This window comes from Prevotella sp. 10(H) (assembly GCF_000711235.1).
Classification (GTDB): Bacteria; Bacteroidota; Bacteroidia; order Bacteroidales; family Dysgonomonadaceae; genus Dysgonomonas.
The window spans coordinates 650,477-668,730 of sequence record NZ_JOMI01000007.1 but is presented as its reverse complement, the minus strand read 5'-3'; the positions used below and the strand labels follow the sequence as shown (position 1 = coordinate 668,730).

The window sequence follows — 18,254 nt, the reverse complement described above, 5'->3', positions numbered from 1 at the left end:
ATCAAAGGGGAGATAAAAAACTATTCGTTAACTTTGCTGTTTAAAAGGATATAGCATATTCGAAATGAAGAAATATTATCTTCCGCTTCCCGACCGGGAAATGGAAACAGTGATACTGGCGAATGGCGAATTCCCTTCCCATTCTGTTCCGTTGGCGATATTAAACAATAGCAAATATCTTGTTTGCTGTGACGGTGCAATCGACAACCTGATCAAAACCGGAAGGATTCCGGATGCCATTGCAGGCGACTGCGATTCCTTGTCGAAGGAAAACGCGGTAAGGTTTAAAGATATCATTCACCGCAATCCTGATCAGGAGACAAATGACCTCACTAAATCCGTACAATTCTGTATAGAACAAGGCAGAAAGAATATTTGCATCTTAGGTGCTACAGGAAAGAGGGAAGATCACACGATAGCTAATGTAAGTCTTTTGTGGGAGTACATGAAAGAAGTAAATGTAGAAATGATTACTGACTACGGAGTGTTTGTGGCTATAGATTCAGATTCGGTATTCGAAAGTAAGGAAGGACAGCAGGTTTCTCTATTCTCGATAGACAACAAGCCCATTACCTTAAAGCATGTGAAATTTCCTGTGAATGACCATGTGTTTACTAACTGGTGGCAAGCTACCCTAAATGAGGCTACCGGCAATGAATTTTTGGTAGAAACCAGTGGCCGGACTATTGTTTACAGAGCTTTCTGATCAGCCCTATTTAATAAATAGTGACTTTATATCTGTTCTTCTGCACCAGCATATTATGGCTACCAGTAGAACAACCATAACATGATTTATATCGGAAGCTATACTTTTACCTATAAATATAGAACCCGAATAATCCGGATAATGCCACGGAAAGATCTTATCGGAAAGAGGGATATCCAGATTCAGATACTTATTCAATATAGAGGGTAAAAGATCCACAATATCGGGAAATATGCAGCCTGCAAATGACAAAAAGGCGAACAATCGGTATCCGGATTTTATAAAGTATATAAATGCAGCGATAAGCAAGAGACTGATTCCCGCATCTACCTTAGCCGATAATGGATAGCAATGAGGCAAATAGTCCAATATTCCATGAATGATAACGCCAGCTACGAATGCGCAGCCTCCATATAAAATCCGGCCTTTGGCAGTCTGCATATTCGGTATGCTCACCAATGTTGCAACCGCGCCAACACCTGTTGCTACATGGAATATCACATTCATAATCAGCTTTGCTCTTTAGCCTTGTAGGCCATAGCATAAAAACGGATTTGCTTTATCATCGATACCAGACCATTCGAGCGTGTAGGACTGAGGTTTTCCTGCAATCCTATTTTCTCGATAAAGTAAAGGTCGGCATTAATTATTTCATCAGGAGTACGGTTCGACAATACTTTTATTAATAAGGCGATAATACCTTTTACTATGACTGCATCACTTTCTGCCTTGAATACGATTTTGCCGTCGATATATTCGGCCTGCAGCCACACACGGCTCTGACAACCCGCTATCAGATTGTCTTCCGTTTTAAATTTAGCATCCAGTTTGTCGAGAGAATTACCGAGTTCGATTAATAATGAATAACGATCCATCCAATCGTCGAACATTGAGAATTCCTCTATTATTTCGTCCTGTACTTCGTTTATTGTCCCCATTTTTATTTCTCGTTATAAATAACTTCTAATACCGTTTGTCCCACAGCAGTTAATGTTTCCTTGCTGACATTCCTCATATCGTCCTGCTGTGTATGCCAGTAAGAAGCAAAGCCATGATCCGATTCCAGATCATATTGGATTATATCTATACTCGGAATCCGCCGTATTTGGTTTACAGGAACATGATCGTCAGTAATCATACCGCCGTCCTTTCCTATAAAGTATTTACCGTAACCCATTTTACCTGCTGTACTCCATACTTTTTCGACAACATTGGCTGCATACTCTTTCGAATAAGCTTCTTTATAAAACTTCGCATCTATACCGCCTACCATATCCAGTAAGATTCCATACTTTGCTTTATAATCTTTTACATGCGGATTGTTAGCCCAATATTGTGATCCGAGGCACCACCACTTATCGCTAAAGTCTGCTTTCGTCTTAAATACCGGAGTACCGTAATCCTCTGCGTCGAAGAATATAATGTCTATACCTACTTCCGGTGCTTTCGACTGAACTATTCGTGCCACTTCTAAAAGGACGCCCACACCGCTGCCTCCGTCATTTGCTCCGAGCAGAGGCTTATTATAATTAGCCTTGTCGGCATCCCTATCTGAATAAGGACGTGTATCCCAATGTGCGAATAAAAGCACTCGTATTGCTTTATCTAATCCATACGATCCGATAATATTACGCGCATTCAGTTTTGTTCCGTCATAAGCCGTTACAACCATCTTCTGCTCCTGTACATCTGCGCCAAAGCGTTTCAGTTCCGAAACCAGATAATCACCACAGGCAACATGTTGCTGTGTATTCGGTACGCGTGGCCCGAATGCTACTTGCTTATCAACATAGGCATATGCACTATCTCCGTTAAAATCGGGCGATATTTTCTGGTATGCTTCTATCGGCTTGCTTGTCGATGTCTTGTTATTACATGCACATGCAATCAACGTCAGCATGGAGCAAATGGCAATGATATTCTTAACGGTCATATTGTTTTTGTTAAAAGTATGGATTGCAAAGATATAGATTAGTTGCGAGTTATAGTAGCCTGCTACCAATTTTTTCGATAAAGCCTTAACGAAATAAAGTACTTGCAATCCATACTATTTACAGAAATATTTATCTATATACTGAATGATATTTAAACAAGTAAGGACTGTTTATTGTTATCCTTATGAATAAATAATTAAAAATAATTTATACAAACTACGATTATGGAAAATGATAAAACTTACCAATCTCACGAAGATTTTGAAGGATACGAAGAAGCAAGAAAAGATAAGGATTCTGCTTTTCCTAAACAAGTTAGCGACAAGGAAGTAGAAGCCGCTAATGACTGGATAAATCCAGACGAAAATACAAAAGACAGGGGATAACCGCAGGTAATCCCCAATTTGCTCTTATATCGTAAGTTCCGATAAAGAAGACACTATATATTTGTGTGGAAAACGCAAAAATTCATCTTTTAGAGTGGCACCTGTCGTTACTGCTATAAAATCGACATTAGCAGCTTCTGCTGTTTTGGCATCGATAATGCTGTCGCCTAAATAAAGTACCTTATCTGCAGGCATATTAAGATGTTGAATTGCTAAGAGCAACCCTTCGGGATTTGGTTTTGTATACTTAACATCTTCAATACCGATTATTACATTGAAATAAGAGATTGCATCTTTACTTACCAGAAATTCCCTGATCATATGGCTTTGTTTGGTTGATACAATGCCTGTGAGTTTGCCTGACTGCTTCAGATTTGTTACAAACGGTAAAGACGCATCATAGAATACAGTATTAGCATTCATTACCTTATATGCTTCTTCTACATACTCATATTTTAGTGTTGTTAAGATATCTGCATCAGTAAGTCCTGTGAGTTGAGAGAAAGAGTCTTCCAATGTCATTCCTATGGTTCTTTTTATTGAATCATCGGAAATATTGATATAACTATGGCGGTTGAGAATCTTACGGAAGCAATAAACAATACCTTTTGAAGAATCGGCCAAGGTGTAGTCAAAATCGAAGATAAAAGCGGAGTAGGATTGAAGTAAAAGAGTCATAAGTGCAACTTTTAAGTTAAAATTGCACACAAAGATACTAAATGAAGAAATAAAAAAGGCTACATTTCTGCAGCCTTTTAAATAGTCGAGTATATTTTTTATGCATCGATATTTGCATAAGTCGCATTCTCTTCGATAAACTCACGGCGCGGAGCAACGTCTTCGCCCATAAGCATTGAGAAGATATGATCGGCCTCTGCTGCATTCTCAATTGTTACCTGACGCAATGTACGGTGATCCGGATTCATGGTTGTATCCCAAAGCTGGATAGCATTCATTTCTCCAAGACCTTTGTATCGTTGGGTATGTATCGAGTTCTCGTCACCATCACCATACTTGTCGATAAATGCACGACGCTGTCTGTCATCCCAGCAATACTCTTCTACCTTCCCTTTCTTACATAAGTAAAGCGGTGGAGTAGCAATATAAACATAACCTTTCTCCAAGAGGGCTTTCATATGGCGGAAGAAGAATGTAAGAATCAGTGTGGCAATGTGGCTTCCGTCCACATCGGCATCGGTCATGATCACTACTTTGTGGTAACGGAGTTTCTCAAGATTAAGCTCTTTAGAGTCCTCTTCAGTTCCTATCGTTACACCAAGTGCCGTATAGATATTCTTGATTTCGTCGCTCTCAAGTACTTTGTGAGGCATTGCTTTTTCCACATTCAGTATCTTACCTCTCAACGGAAGAATAGCCTGAAACATACGGTCGCGGCCTTGTTTTGCCGTTCCACCTGCAGAATCCCCTTCGACAAGGAAAATCTCGCAGCTTTCAGCATCTTTACTCGAGCAGTCGGCCAGTTTCCCCGGAAGTCCGCCACCTGTTAATGGAGACTTACGCTGTACCATTTCGCGTGCTTTACGTGCTGCAGCACGAGCAGTAGCGGCAAGGATTACTTTCTCTACAATAGTCTTGGCCTCCTTCGGATGCTCTTCGAGATAATGCCCCAAAGCTTCACCTACAGCCTGATCGACAGCACCGATAACCTCGTTGTTACCCAACTTGGTTTTCGTCTGGCCTTCGAACTGAGGTTCGGCAACCTTGATCGAAACCACTGCAGTAAGGCCTTCGCGGAAGTCATCACCGCTGATTTCTATCTTCACCTTTTCGAGCATCTTCGTGTCGTCCGCATACTTCTTCAATGTACGCGATAAGGCACGACGGAATCCTGTAAGGTGAGTACCTCCCTCTATTGTATGTATATTGTTTACATAAGAATAAACATTCTCATTATAAGACGTATTGTATGTCATTGCCACTTCTACAGGAGTTCCCTGCTTTTCGGTAACAATATGTATCACATCGTCTATCAGTGCTTCTTTCGAAGCGTCTATATAGCGGACAAATTCTTCGAGCCCTTTTTCTGAATAGAATACATCGGAACGATATGTCCCGTCTTCTTTCTTCTGACGTTCGTCAGTCAGTGAAAGAGTCACGCCTGCATTCAGAAATGCAAGTTCGCGAAGGCGCGAAGCCAATGTGTCGTATTTATATTCTGTTACGGTAAATATCGTATCGTCCGGCTTGAAAGAGATGATCGTACCCGAATCATTGGTAGCGCCCTGCTTTTCTACACCTGTTAAAGGTTTCCCGCAAGAATACTCCTGCGTATATATAAATCCTTGTTTATGAACTTCGGCTTTCAGAAAAGTAGAAAGCGCATTTACACATGATACACCCACTCCATGAAGTCCTCCGGAAACCTTATATGTTCCTTTATCGAATTTACCTCCGGCATGCAACACTGTCAATACTACTTCGAGTGCCGACTTCTTTTCCTTTTCCATGATATCTACCGGAATACCACGGCCGTTATCTTTAACAGATATAGAGTTGTCCTCGTGTATTGTAACTTTGATATCGTTACAAAAACCAGCCAAAGCTTCATCTATGGAATTATCTACTACTTCATACACCAAATGATGTAATCCTTTTTCACTTATATCACCGATATACATCGCAGGTCTTTTTCTTACAGCCTCCAAGCCTTCAAGCACTTGGATGTTCTGAGCAGAATAAGACTCGCTCGCAATTTTTTGTTTCTCAGTCATACTATATATTTTGCTGTTTTTGAGGCGGATATCCACCCATTGTTTTGCGTTCAAAAATCTAACAAATATACGAATTTTTATCGGGAAAAACAAGAAAAATGAGTATGCTTTTCCCTTCCTTAAAATACCATCGGATGTGCCTGATATTAACGTAAATATTTGCTTATTCAGTATTCTTTCGTTTCTTTGTAAGTAGAGAATAAAACACTAAATCTAATATCCATGAAAAAACACATCTTTCTCCTTAACTTTATCATTTTCCTTTCATTGATTATCAGCGGTTGCTCGAGCGATGACAAAACAGTAGAGCCTAAAGTACCCGAAACACTTACAGTCGATAAACCCGTACTCTCATTTGAAGCCAAAGGAGGCAAACAAAGCTTCTCCATTAAATCGAATGCAAAGTGGGAAATATTGCCTGAAAACAAAGAGTGGTTTAAAGTGAGCCCTCTAAAAGGTGAAGGAGATATGACAATAGAAGTGGAAGTGATAGAAAACAAGGATGATATCCCTCTTTCTACGAAACTTACCATAAAGGGAAACACTAAGACTGCCTCTGTTGAAATAAAGCAGGACGAAGCTATATTACCTCCACCTGAAGGATTCCACTTTCCGTTGCTAACCATAAACACTGAGAACAGAGAGCCGATCATTGTGAAAGAAAAATATCTGAATGCAACTATCACGCTTGAGTCCAGAGATGAGAAAGGAGAAGTTACAGAAAAACTTTTCGAAGCAGAAACTGAAATTAAGGGACGCGGTAATAGCACATGGGGAATGGAAAAGAAGCCGTACAGGCTTAAACTGAATAAATCCTCCGAAATATTAGGCATGCCGAAAAGTAAGCATTGGGTATTATTGGCCAATTATTCTGACAAGACATTACTTCGTAACGAACTTGCTTTTGAAATCAGCCGTCGTATGGAATATCCATATACTCCGCGTGCAAAATATGTAGACGTAATACTCAATGGAGATTATATTGGCAATTATATGTTATGTGAACATATAAGAATAGATAAGAACAGGGTGAACATAGCAGAAATGGAAGCCACGGATACAAATGTCAGTGGTGGATATTTACTGGAAATTGACGAACGTGAAAGCGAACCTGTCTTTTTCAAAACAAGAGAAGCCGATATGACCTTTTGTGTTAACAGACCGGAAGATATTCCTCAAAATCAGAAGGATTACATCTCAGCCCATATACAGAAACTTGAAGATGCACTATATGGTAAAAGCGGTAATCCAATAGATGAATTACCAAAATACCTCGATCTGAAATCATTTATCGATAATCTGTTAATAAATGAAATATCGAAGAATGTAGACGGTAATCTCCGCTTAAGCACATTTGTATATAAAGACCGTGATAATGATGTAGTATATTTCGGTCCGGTTTGGGATTATGATATTGCATTCGGGAATGTCGATTATAATGGTTGTGAAACAGTTAATGGGTGGTATACTATGAACGCCGATTGGTACAAAGAATTTGTATCTCATCCGGAATTTATGCAAAAGATAAGAGACCGTTGGAGTGTATTACGGGGTGGAGAATTAAACGACCTAAATCCGTATATTGATGATTTAGCCAAACAAATGGAAGTCTCTCAAATAGTGAATTTCAGACGCTGGCGTATATTAAACAAACATGTATGGCCTAATAACGTAGTTACTGGAAGTTATAAGGGAGAGATAGACTATCTTAAAGACTGGTTGAAAAAGAGAATAGAATGGATGGATCAACAGTTAAAGTAACTATAATGAATATCATTGAATAAAAGAAAGGGAGAGTATTTTTATACTCTCCCTTTCTTTATATATTACCATCTCTTTATGAACTTATTAATAATTTTCTTGACCCTTAATACAAACTTCAATTCCTTATATTTCTTATCATCGATAAAGCCGTATTTATGTTTTATCCTATAATAGTCCGCATAAAAATCAAAGTAAGAAGAGGATATGCCGCCTAAACGGAAATTAGAAATTACAACATCAACTTCCTGAAGTTCCACTCCCTGGCTTGCACATCTGCAGATGAAATCATAATCGGCTAAGACTTTAACAGAAAGATCAAAAGCACCGAATTTTTCGTATACTGCCTTTGCCACGAAAAAAGTCGAGTGCGGTAGCACGCTCTCGGATATATATGCGGCACCACGGCGTTGGACATTAAATATTTTGTCATCTTTCCATACGCGCTCTATACCATATATCATGCAGTTCGAACGGTTCGTTTTTCCATCAGAGAATTTATTCCACATCATTTCTAAAGCATTATCTTCATACCAATCGTCAGAATTAGTAATGCCTATAAGCTCTCCTTTTGCAAGAGAGATACCCTTATTCATTGCATCATATACACCCTTATCAGCCTCACTGATAATCCTTACATCGACACCTTTAGCCTGAAAACGGGGAATATAGCTCTTTATCTTTTCTATTGTCCCGTCTTTCGAAAGTCCGTCTATTATTATATATTCAAAATCGGAAAAGGTCTGGCGCAACAAGGCTTCAATTGTTCCCTGAATAGTATTTTCTGAATTATATGTAGGTGTTATAATGGAAATTTTCGGCATAATATGCTTTATTAAAGATCTACAAAGATAACCATCTTTTCATATATCTTCTAGCATTCGCTTTTACAATTAATTCAGGTTCAAAGAATCTAATTTCAATGAAAAATAAAAAACAAAAAATAACATTTTTTAATAAAACAAAATCTAAATATCCTTGTTATTAAGTTATGAAATGTCGTGTGACATGAATCCTTCAATTGGTCATAAGATCAATTTCTTTCTCATTTCACTAAGCTGCTCGGCTTGCCATTAAATAAAGGTGGGATGAAGACTAAATTTTTATTATTTTTATTATTGTCCGTAGTAATTTACGGATGTAGCAGTGATGATGTGGATATCTCGAAGCAATGTTTCTCCATTTCTTCAAAAGATATCGCGGATAATTCATTAGTTAATGGAGGAGAATACAAAATTGTAGATGCTCGGGGTAATACTGTTCAGACATATACCCTCGACAATGGAACCATTGAAATTAATAATTTCCCCGGAGGAATTTTTACTATAGAAGAAGTAAAATCTCCTAAAGGATATATCAGCGAAGAGAAAAAAAAGAAAGTTGAACTATTCGGTTCTTTACAACCGACTGTGGTGTTTTATTACCTGAATGAAGATTCAAGAGAATTGCCGGAGACTCAGCCTTTAAAATTTTATGGACCAGTTAATCATCAATCTAAATTATTAGGTGAATATACTGCCCGAAAAATTGGAGAGTATTATTGGGTCGATCAAAATTTCAGTCATGTAGTTCCATGGGGTGGTGATTTTGAGAATTCACATCCTATCACTCAGGCATTACTGGACAGGTATGTCGAACGAATTCGAATAGATCCGGCACAATATCAGCTGGAGGACATAGCTGATTTCGAAAAATATTATGGACGTCATTACAGCTACCCAAGCGTATTGTATATGAATCAACATGGAAAGATGTATGATCAATACGGTCAGGTAGCAGAAGGCTGGAAACTTCCTGCACAGGAAGATTACAGACAGCTGTTTGCCATGTGCCCGTTCAATACATCTTACGACCGGATACATGACAGGCTCAATGAACGGGATGTACGATTTGCATTAAGTGCAAAGAACGGAGAAAATCCTATGGCATTCGATATTGCGAATCCAAGTGCCGGACAATTCAAGACATATTGGTTTGACGGATATAATACGAACATGTATAAATTCAATCTGATGCCCGGAGGAGCACGTCTGAATGGTGACGGCGCATGGTGTAACGGGTTGGGACCAAACAACGGCTGCTATAGCGATGGAAAAAAAGGTGATATCTACCATTTATTTTATACGGCTATGTTTGCAGTAGTCAGGCCTGATGATCCATTAAGGATTCAAGCTATCATCTTGCACGACTATGTAGATACTGCACCATTGACGTCTTACCATTTATTGAATGTCCGCTGGTGCAGAAGATTAACGGATTTCGAACTCGGATATAAATTATATATAAACAACGAACAGACAGACATAAAAAAATTAGGGTTGAACGACCCTGTACCTCAGGGATATGTAGAACTTCCAAACGGTTATACGCGCGGATTCTATGTACAGTATATATTGAACAATCCTACACCTAGCGTTACAGTAAAGGATATTGTTCATTATGCACGAAATGTTGAAGATCACTATGTATATAACAACCGCCAAAACCAAAATATTATTTTCTAATCTGTAATTGTAAGTTAAGCTAAGAGCCACAAAAGGATACACCTTTTGTGGCTTATTATTTAGAAGGAAACAAAGATTGCTTATATTTACATTCTTTTTAGAAATATATAAAATGGCGAATACATTAATTGTACGGTATCACCGAATTGGTGATGCTTTAATAGTTTTACCGTTGATTGCTGCAGTAGCGGCTAAATATCCCGACGATACATTCACTGTATTGACAAACGAAAGATTTGTGACCTTTAAAGATGTTATGCCGTCAAATGTTATACTAAAGCCTATGATTTCTAAAAAGTCAAAAGGCATTTTGAGAGGCCTTACATTCTCTTTAAAAAAGCGTCTCTTTTCTCTAAAAATGGAATCTTTCATATCATCTTTCGATAAAATAGCACTTTTGCAATACGACGTTATCGAGCAAAAAATGTATCACAAGGTCTTAAATAGTAAAAGAAATATCCAAATAGCTATCACAGACGAAAATATATTTATGTCGGAAGACAGAATCCTGAATAAATGCAATGACGGAATAACAATGATCGGATTGCATAAAAAAACTTTTTCTGAACTAGGGTATATAGGAATAAATCCAACATTCAATACAGATAAAATAAAAAACAGAAACTTTACGAAATTATTTAGTCAACTCAATATCAATACAGAAAAGAAACTTATCGCAATATCACCTTTTTCGAGAGAAAAAACCAAAATATATCCATTAGATAAAATTGAAAAGATAATATCCCATTTTGGTAATGATGATGAATACCAGGTCCTGATATTTGGAGGAGGAAATAAAGAAAAGAAAGTGGCAGACAGATGGGTAGAAAAATATCCTTCGTTACGATCTCTTATAGATTGCATCTCCTTCGATCAGGAAACAACTATTCTGGCGAAATGCAATATTGCACTCACCATGGATTCGGCCAATTTACATTTAGCTGCGTTATTAAATATTCCTATAGTGTCTGTATGGGGAGCTACAACACCCGAAAACGGATATTATTTAATAAACCCGGATAAGGATTTTGCTATTATTAAAAGATTAGATTGCCAACCTTGTTCCATTTTCGGAAATAAACCTTGTTATAATCCTAAAATATATGACTGTCTGGATATAGAACCTGAATTAATAATTGAGAAAATGAAGGAATTGCTTCCCCCACTAAAAATTGACCTTCGAGAAGCGTAATCTATATAGATTAACTCAATCATATAAAATCGTTGAAAATATTTACCTATAAATATCCCCCAACGAAAGAGTCCCCTTATGATTCATATCACATAAGAGGACTCTCGATTTAAAACGGCGGTGACCTACTCTCCCGCTTTCGCAGTACCATCGGCACGACCGGGCTTAACTTCTCTGTTCGGAATGGGAAGAGGTGGAACCCCGGTGTTATAACCACCTGAATAACATGCAATTAATAATTATCAATGAACAATTAATAATTATCAATCGTGTATGTTAACACGATGTAAAAGAGTAAGTAAAGGTTCGATTATGATTATCTGTTCAAACCGTTGTTTTGTCCTGGGCTGCTAGCTAATGGCTTTGGGCTATAAGCTAACAGCTCCTTTTAGAAAGCGTCCGGGCAATTAGTACTACTCGGCTATGACATTGCTGCCTTTACACCTGTAGCCTATCTAGGTCGTAGTCTACAACCACCCTTAATGGATATCTTATCTTGAGGCCGGCTTCGTACTTAGATGCTTTCAGCACTTATCCGATCCGCACTTAGCTACCCGGCGATGCTCCTGGCGGAACAACCGGTGAACCAGGGGTGCGTCCAACACGGTCCTCTCGTACTAGTGTCAGATCCCCGCAAATATCCCGCGCCCACGATAGATAGAGACCGAACTGTCTCACGACGTTCTGAACCCAGCTCGCGTGCCACTTTAATGGGCGAACAGCCCAACCCTTGGGACCTGCTCCAGCCCCAGGATGTGACGAGCCGACATCGAGGTGCCAAACCATTCCGTCGATATGAGCTCTTGGGAATGATCAGCCTGTTATCCCCGGAGTACCTTTTATCCTTTGAGCGATGGCCATTCCATACTGAAACCACCGGATCACTATGCTCTAGTTTCCTACCTGTTCGGCTTGTGAGCCTCTCAGTCAAGCGTGCTTATACCATTACACTCTGCCGACGGTTACCAATCGTCGTGAGCACACCTTTAGAAGCCTCCGTTACTCTTTTGGAGGCGACCACCCCAGTCAAACTACCCACCATACACTGTTCCCGCAACTGCGGGTTAGACGTCAAACAATCAAAGGGCCGTATTTCAAGGGTGGCTCCACAAACACTGGCGTGCCTGCTTCACGGCCTCCGGCCTATCCTACACATCAAGTGCCCAACGTCAATGTAAAGCTATAGTAAAGGTTCACGGGGTCTTTTCGTCCCATCGCGGGTAATCGGCATCTTCACCGATACTACAATTTCACCGAGATCACAGTTGAGACAGTGAGAAGATCATTACACCATTCGTGCAGGTCGGAACTTACCCGACAAGGAATTTCGCTACCTTAGGACCGTTATAGTTACGGCCGCCGTTTACTGGGGCTTCAATTCAAAGCTTCTGACCCGAAAGCCATGACTTCTCCTCTTAACCTTCCAGCACCGGGCAGGTGTCAGACTGTATACTTCTTCTTTCAAATTTGCACAGCCATGTGTTTTTGTTAAACAGTTGCCTTCTCCTATTCTCTGCGGCCGACCTTTCAGCCGGCACCCTTTATCCCGAAGTTACAGGGTCATTTTGCCTAATTCCTTAACTGTGAATCGCTCGAGCGCCTTAGTATTTTCAACCCGACTACGTGTGTCCGTTTGTGGTACGGGTGCTAGACAGATTAGCGTTTAGCGGTTTTTCTAGGCAGTCTGTTTACCTGTATTATCTACGCTCCCGAAGGATTGTAGTACTATCAGTTTCAACTCTCCCGGCGGATTTGCCTACCGGAATCAACGTCTACTTCCTTTAACCAAGTAATCCGTCACTTGGCAACAGTGTCACTCCTGCGTCCCCACTTCACTCTGTATAACAGTACCGGAATATTAACCGGTTCGTCCATCGGCTTCGCCGTTCGGCTACACCTTAGGGCCCGACTTACCCTGATCCGATTAGCGTTGATCAGGAAACCTTAGTCTTTCGGCGAGGAGGTTTCTCACCTCCTTTATCGTTACTTATACCTACATTTGCTTTTCCACACGCTCCAGTAAAGCTTACGCTTTGCCTTCAAGGCGGAGTGGAATGCTCCCCTACCGATAATATTTTATCCCATAGCTTCGGTAACATGTTTATGCCCGATTATTATCCACGCACGACCACTCGACTAGTGAGCTGTTACGCACTCTTTAAATGAATGGCTGCTTCCAAGCCAACATCCTAGCTGTCTTGGTAGTCATACTTCGTTAATTCAACTGAACATGTATTTGGGGACCTTAGCTGATGGTCTGGGTTCTTTCCCTCTCGGACATGGACCTTAGCACCCATGCCCTCACTCCCGGTAATCACTTATGCCCATTCGGAGTTTATCTGGACTTGATAGGCGGCGAAGCCCTCGCATCCAATCAGTCGCTCTACCTGACATAAGTTATAAGCCGAGGCTGCACCTAAATGCATTTCGGGGAGTACGAGCTATCTCCAAGTTTGATTAGCCTTTCACCCCTACCCTCAGGTCATCCGAAAGCTTTTCAACGCTTACCGGTTCGGTCCTCCAGTTAGTGTTACCTAACCTTCAACCTGCCCAAGGGTAGATCACTTGGTTTCGCGTCTACTCCTACTGACTAAAATCGCCCTGTTAAGACTTGCTTTCGCTTCGGCTCGGAACTTCCTAGTTCTTAACCTTGCCAGTAAGAGTAACTCGTAGGTTCATTATGCAAAAGGCACGCCGTCACACTTACGTGCTCCGACCGCTTGTAGGCACATGGTTTCAGGGTCTGTTTCACTCCTCTGTTCGAGGTGCTTTTCACCTTTCCCTCACGGTACTGGTTCACTATCGGTCTCTCAGGAGTATTTAGCCTTACGGGATGGTCCCCGCAGATTCACACAGGATTTCTCGTGTCCCGCGCTACTCAGGATACTGCTAGGCTTACTGTCGGAGTCGTATACGGGATTGTCACCCTCTGTGATCGTTTTTTCCAAAACGTTCTACTTCCAACAGGTCGTGCCACGACGCAGTCCTACAACCCCAATAATGCCTAAACATTATTGGTTTGGGCTCTTCCCGGTTCGCTCGCCACTACTTCGGGAATCATTTTTATTTTCTTTTCCTCCGGGTACTTAGATGTTTCAGTTCCCCGGGTTAGCTCACTGATTAATCAGTGTAGTAACTTCTTCAGTTACTGGGTTGCCCCATTCGGAGATCCGGGGATCAAAAGTTATTTGCACTTCCCCCCAGCTTTTCGCAGCTTATCACGTCCTTCTTCGCCTCTGAGAGCCTAGGCATCCCCCATGTGCCCTTTCCTACTTTCTTTATTCTTTTTTCAAAACAGTTACAAGTTACAGGTTACAGGTTACAAGTACTGATACTTGTTAGCTGTTAACTGCAAGCTGTTAACTGGTTTGTGGGTTTGAGAAGATTATTTCTAATCTTTTCTTTACTTGCTCTTGTTTTACATCATGTCAAAGATCTTCTTTTTAGTTACAAGTTACGGGTTACAAGTTACGAGTGATAATACTCTTTATTCATAATCCTTAATTCATAATTAAATCTGTGGAGAATAACGGATTCGAACCGTTGACCCCCTGCGTGCAAGGCAGGTGCTCTAGCCAGCTGAGCTAATCCCCCGTTTGTCAATTAGCTAATTGGTACATTTGCTAATTGCGATGCTATCGCATCGCGGTAGTCCCAGGCAGATTTGAACTGCCGACCTCTACATTATCAGTGTAGCGCTCTAACCAACTGAGCTATAGGACTGGCTTTACTTTCTCCCTGAAACTGAGCTGTCAGCTTCCTGGTTTCTCTTGTCAGTTAGCAGTTAACAGTTAGCAGTCATCAGTAATTTTAAATACTGGTAACTTATAACTGGTAACTCGTAACTGAGTTATATTTTTATAACAACTTCGACAGAGTGCAATACTTTCTAAAGTATTACCTTTTCGGACAGGTCTCCAGAAAGGAGGTGTTCCAGCCGCACCTTCCGGTACGGCTACCTTGTTACGACTTAGCCCCAGTCACCGGTTTTACCCTAGGACGCTCCTTGCGGTTACGCACTTCAGATACCCCCAGCTTCCATGGCTTGACGGGCGGTGTGTACAAGGCCCGGGAACGTATTCACCGCGCCATGGCTGATGCGCGATTACTAGCGAATCCAGCTTCACGGAGTCGAGTTGCAGACTCCGATCCGAACTGGGAGTGGCTTTGGAGATTGGCATCCGGTCGCCCGGTAGCTGCCCTTTGTACCACCCATTGTAACACGTGTGTCGCCCCGGACGTAAGGGCCGTGCTGATTTGACGTCATCCACACCTTCCTCGCAGCTTACGCCGGCAGTCTTATTAGAGTCCTCAGCTTGACCTGTTAGTAACTAATAATGTGGGTTGCGCTCGTTATGGCACTTAAGCCGACACCTCACGGCACGAGCTGACGACAACCATGCAGCACCTACACAGAAGCCATTGCTGGCTAACAAATTTCTTCGTTATTCTTCTGCATTTCAAGCCCGGGTAAGGTTCCTCGCGTATCATCGAATTAAACCACATGTTCCTCCGCTTGTGCGGGCCCCCGTCAATTCCTTTGAGTTTCACCGTTGCCGGCGTACTCCCCAGGTGGATTACTTATCGCTTTCGCTTAGTCACATACGGTATATCGCATACAACTAGTAATCATCGTTTACGGCGTGGACTACCAGGGTATCTAATCCTGTTTGATCCCCACGCTTTCGTGCATGAGCGTCAGTTATGGCTTAGTAAGCTGCCTACGCAATCGGAGTTCCTCGTTATATCTAAGCATGTCACCGCTACACAACGAATTCCGCCTACTTCATCCACACTCAAGGCTACCAGTTTCAACGGCAGTGTTCAGGTTGAGCCTGAAAATTTCACCGCTGACTTAATAGCCCGCCTGCGCACCCTTTAAACCCAATAAATCCGGATAACGCTCGCATCCTCCGTATTACCGCGGCTGCTGGCACGGAGTTAGCCGATGCTTATTCATAGGGTACATGCAATAGCTTACGCGTAAGCCTTTTTATTCCCCTATAAAAGAAGTTTACAACCCATAAGGCAGTCTTCCTTCACGCGATTTGGCTGGTTCAGGCTCTCGCCCATTGACCAATATTCCTCACTGCTGCCTCCCGTAGGAGTCTGGTCCGTGTCTCAGTTCCAGTGTGGGGGATAAACCTCTCAGTTCCCCTATCCATCGTTGCTTTGGTGAGCCGTTACCTCACCAACTGGCTAATGGAACGCATGCCCATCTACAACCGATAAATCTTTAACAAATATTCCCAGGCGGGACCCCTGTTTTATGCGGTATTAGTCCGGATTTCTCCGGGTTATGCCCCTGTTGTAGGTAGGTTGCATACGCGTTACTCACCCGTGCGCCGGTCGCCATCTAAAGTATTGCTACTCTTATGCTGCCCCTCGACTTGCATGTGTTAGGCCTATCGCTAGCGTTCATCCTGAGCCAGGATCAAACTCTTCTTTGTATATTTTCTTTTTTATACCTTCTGATCCTGTCCTCTTTCATTAAACTTATATCCTAAATCTAATTGACGGTAATACCCTGATACTATCTCTAGTAGGTTGTTGTTAATTATTAATTGTTAATTATTAATTGTTAATTATTAATTAACAAGCTTGTACTACACTCTATCTTCTGTTGTCATTTTATCAAAGATCGCTTTTTTAAATTCACTTTTCCCCGTTTCCGGCCCACCCTTTGGTGGTAAAGCGGGTGCAAAAGTAGAAAACATTACCTTACACTCCAAATATTATTAGAACTTTTTTTACCTTTATTTGTTACCTCAATTTCTTTGTGATAACTCAATATACATTATTACAATGTGTTATAAAACATAATTTGGAGAAATAAATTTATCGTCCTATGCCAAATTCATATGTCAGTTTAAATGCAAGGCCATGATAAGTAGGCTTTACTTTTATCCTTTCTTTTGGTTCTTCTTCCGACCATTCATAGTATTTTGCATACTGAAGAGAGTAAACCAATCCTAAGTTTAAAGCTCTTTTGCCTTTCTTTGTCAGACTAACTCCTAAAGACGTGCTGAAATAAACACCCTGCCCCATTGCAACAGAGTACCCAAACTTAACATCCCAAAAAGGCGTCGTATTCTCATCAAGAAAATTGATACGGGGATTTATAAATATAGGTAAAGACGAATCTTTATTATTAAGAGTGAGGCTGTAGGCAGTGCCTATACCGGTATAAAAAATAGGATTGAACTGGAAACCTAACGAAGTACCCCATTCCAATCTGTGATTCTTAGGTTTCCCGATACCTTGTATATAAGCATAGTCGAGAAATACACGAAAACCTCTGATCTCCCTATTCCAAATCCTTTCGCGACGCTTTGGCCTCGGTACACTGAACGGATCAAAATATTCATCGGGATCAGCACTTTTTGCTGCATTGATTATTACAGGCTGGTCTGTCAACATGGGCATCGGTACATTTCCTTTCGGTTCGGGCATTTGCCTAAGAATATCACTCTGAGGCGATTGTTCCGGAATAAGATTCTGAACAGGATCGGAAGACAGACCGGATAAAGAAGCATTACTTGATTGTCTTTTTGTATTACGGGCATTAGAGGGATTACTCTCTGCATATCCGTTTACATCTTTATTAGAATTCTCTTCTGCAGCTTTTGAAATACTTCCCTTTTCTATCTTTTTTATATCGCCTTGCTGGTAAATCTGTATTTTATCTTTTTGGGAGATACTATCGGTTGTTTTTACAGTAAGTGTTCCTAGTTCACTTTTAACAACAAGTCCTTTTAATACCTTTCCATTTTTTAGATAAATAATATCCAGCTTATCGACCCTTATGGAATCCTGAGCATGTATAAATAAGGTAAAACTGATAATGAAGATAGAAAACAGGAATTCTCTTTTCATATTCATATTTTATTTAATGGCATTTCAACAAAACAGTCCGGAACAGACCTTAAATTTAACTATTATACGTAAATATATATATCTTTATTATATACCACGTCATAATATATCATATTTTATAAAATCCTGCACGTTCACATTTGATTATAATTAATATCTTTGT

12 protein-coding genes, 2 tRNA genes and 3 rRNA genes are annotated in these 18,254 nt (G+C 40.7%); 5 read left to right on the top strand and 12 right to left on the bottom strand.

Going from position 1 to position 18,254, the window contains the following annotated elements; genetic code table 11:
* Positions 1–64: 64 nt before the first annotated feature.
* A complete protein-coding gene (locus K348_RS0114325; protein ID WP_029905902.1) occupies positions 65–706 on the top strand; it encodes a thiamine diphosphokinase in 642 nt (213 codons plus the stop codon).
* A 6-nt stretch (positions 707–712) separates the two neighbouring features.
* Here the strand turns inward: K348_RS0114325 and K348_RS0114320 are convergent, their stop codons facing one another.
* From K348_RS0114320 to K348_RS0114310, 3 genes are read right to left on the bottom strand one after another with little or no spacing between them, the layout of a single operon-like run.
* Positions 713–1,213 carry a hypothetical protein gene (locus K348_RS0114320; RefSeq protein ID WP_029905900.1) on the bottom strand — a complete coding sequence of 167 codons (501 nt, stop codon included), beginning with the start codon at positions 1,211–1,213 and terminating at the stop codon, positions 713–715.
* A 2-nt stretch (positions 1,214–1,215) separates the two neighbouring features.
* On the bottom strand, positions 1,216–1,644 hold the full coding sequence (locus K348_RS0114315) for a SufE family protein (protein WP_029905898.1): 429 nt from the start codon (positions 1,642–1,644) through the stop codon (positions 1,216–1,218).
* 2 nt (positions 1,645–1,646) lie between these two features.
* Positions 1,647–2,639 carry a M28 family peptidase gene (locus tag K348_RS0114310; RefSeq protein ID WP_029905896.1) on the bottom strand — a complete coding sequence of 331 codons (993 nt, stop codon included), beginning with the start codon at positions 2,637–2,639 and terminating at the stop codon, positions 1,647–1,649.
* 225 nt (positions 2,640–2,864) lie between these two features.
* Here K348_RS0114310 and K348_RS19310 point away from each other — a divergent pair, with 225 nt between their 5' ends.
* Positions 2,865–3,026 (top strand): hypothetical protein, encoded by a 162-nt coding sequence (locus K348_RS19310; protein WP_197027671.1) that lies wholly within the window; start codon positions 2,865–2,867, stop codon positions 3,024–3,026.
* A gap of 24 nt (positions 3,027–3,050) precedes the next feature.
* Here K348_RS19310 and K348_RS0114300 read toward each other — a convergent pair whose 3' ends face one another.
* Together K348_RS0114300 and gyrB are read right to left on the bottom strand one after the other, a co-directional pair.
* On the bottom strand, positions 3,051–3,704 hold the full coding sequence (locus K348_RS0114300) for an HAD family hydrolase (RefSeq protein WP_029905893.1): 654 nt from the start codon (positions 3,702–3,704) through the stop codon (positions 3,051–3,053).
* Positions 3,705–3,802: 98 nt separating this feature from the next.
* Positions 3,803–5,758 carry a DNA topoisomerase (ATP-hydrolyzing) subunit B gene (gyrB, locus tag K348_RS0114295; protein ID WP_029905892.1) on the bottom strand — a complete coding sequence of 652 codons (1,956 nt, stop codon included), beginning with the start codon at positions 5,756–5,758 and terminating at the stop codon, positions 3,803–3,805.
* Positions 5,759–5,980: 222 nt separating this feature from the next.
* On the opposite strand from gyrB, the gene K348_RS0114290 reads away from it, so the two are divergent.
* The gene (locus K348_RS0114290; RefSeq protein WP_029905884.1) at positions 5,981–7,519 is read left to right on the top strand and encodes a CotH kinase family protein; all 1,539 of its coding nucleotides are present in this window, start codon (positions 5,981–5,983) and stop codon (positions 7,517–7,519) included.
* 65 nt (positions 7,520–7,584) lie between these two features.
* Here K348_RS0114290 and K348_RS0114285 read toward each other — a convergent pair whose 3' ends face one another.
* On the bottom strand, positions 7,585–8,343 hold the full coding sequence (locus K348_RS0114285; protein ID WP_029905882.1) for a glycosyltransferase family 2 protein: 759 nt from the start codon (positions 8,341–8,343) through the stop codon (positions 7,585–7,587).
* Between the two features lie 264 nt (positions 8,344–8,607).
* On the opposite strand from K348_RS0114285, the gene K348_RS0114280 reads away from it, so the two are divergent.
* Complete coding sequence (locus K348_RS0114280; protein ID WP_029905880.1) at positions 8,608–10,023, top strand: collagen binding domain-containing protein; 1,416 nt, start codon at positions 8,608–8,610, stop codon at positions 10,021–10,023.
* A gap of 112 nt (positions 10,024–10,135) precedes the next feature.
* Positions 10,136–11,215 carry a glycosyltransferase family 9 protein gene (locus tag K348_RS0114275; protein WP_156032897.1) on the top strand — a complete coding sequence of 360 codons (1,080 nt, stop codon included), beginning with the start codon at positions 10,136–10,138 and terminating at the stop codon, positions 11,213–11,215.
* Positions 11,216–11,327: 112 nt separating this feature from the next.
* On the opposite strand, the gene rrf is transcribed toward K348_RS0114275, so the two are convergent.
* From rrf to K348_RS0114245, 6 genes are all read right to left on the bottom strand, one after another.
* Positions 11,328–11,436, bottom strand: a 5S ribosomal RNA gene (gene rrf, locus K348_RS0114270).
* 166 nt (positions 11,437–11,602) lie between these two features.
* A 23S ribosomal RNA gene (locus K348_RS0114265) occupies positions 11,603–14,494 on the bottom strand.
* Between the two features lie 241 nt (positions 14,495–14,735).
* Positions 14,736–14,809, bottom strand: a tRNA-Ala gene (locus K348_RS0114260).
* A gap of 55 nt (positions 14,810–14,864) precedes the next feature.
* Positions 14,865–14,938, bottom strand: a tRNA-Ile gene (locus K348_RS0114255).
* 198 nt (positions 14,939–15,136) lie between these two features.
* A 16S ribosomal RNA gene (locus tag K348_RS0114250) occupies positions 15,137–16,665 on the bottom strand.
* The 16S, 23S and 5S rRNA genes sit together here with 2 tRNA genes alongside, the layout of an rRNA operon.
* Before the next feature lie 388 nt (positions 16,666–17,053).
* Entirely contained in the window at positions 17,054–18,091 is a 1,038-nt protein-coding gene (locus K348_RS0114245) for a hypothetical protein (RefSeq protein ID WP_156032896.1), read from the bottom strand.
* Positions 18,092–18,254 lie beyond the last annotated feature (163 nt).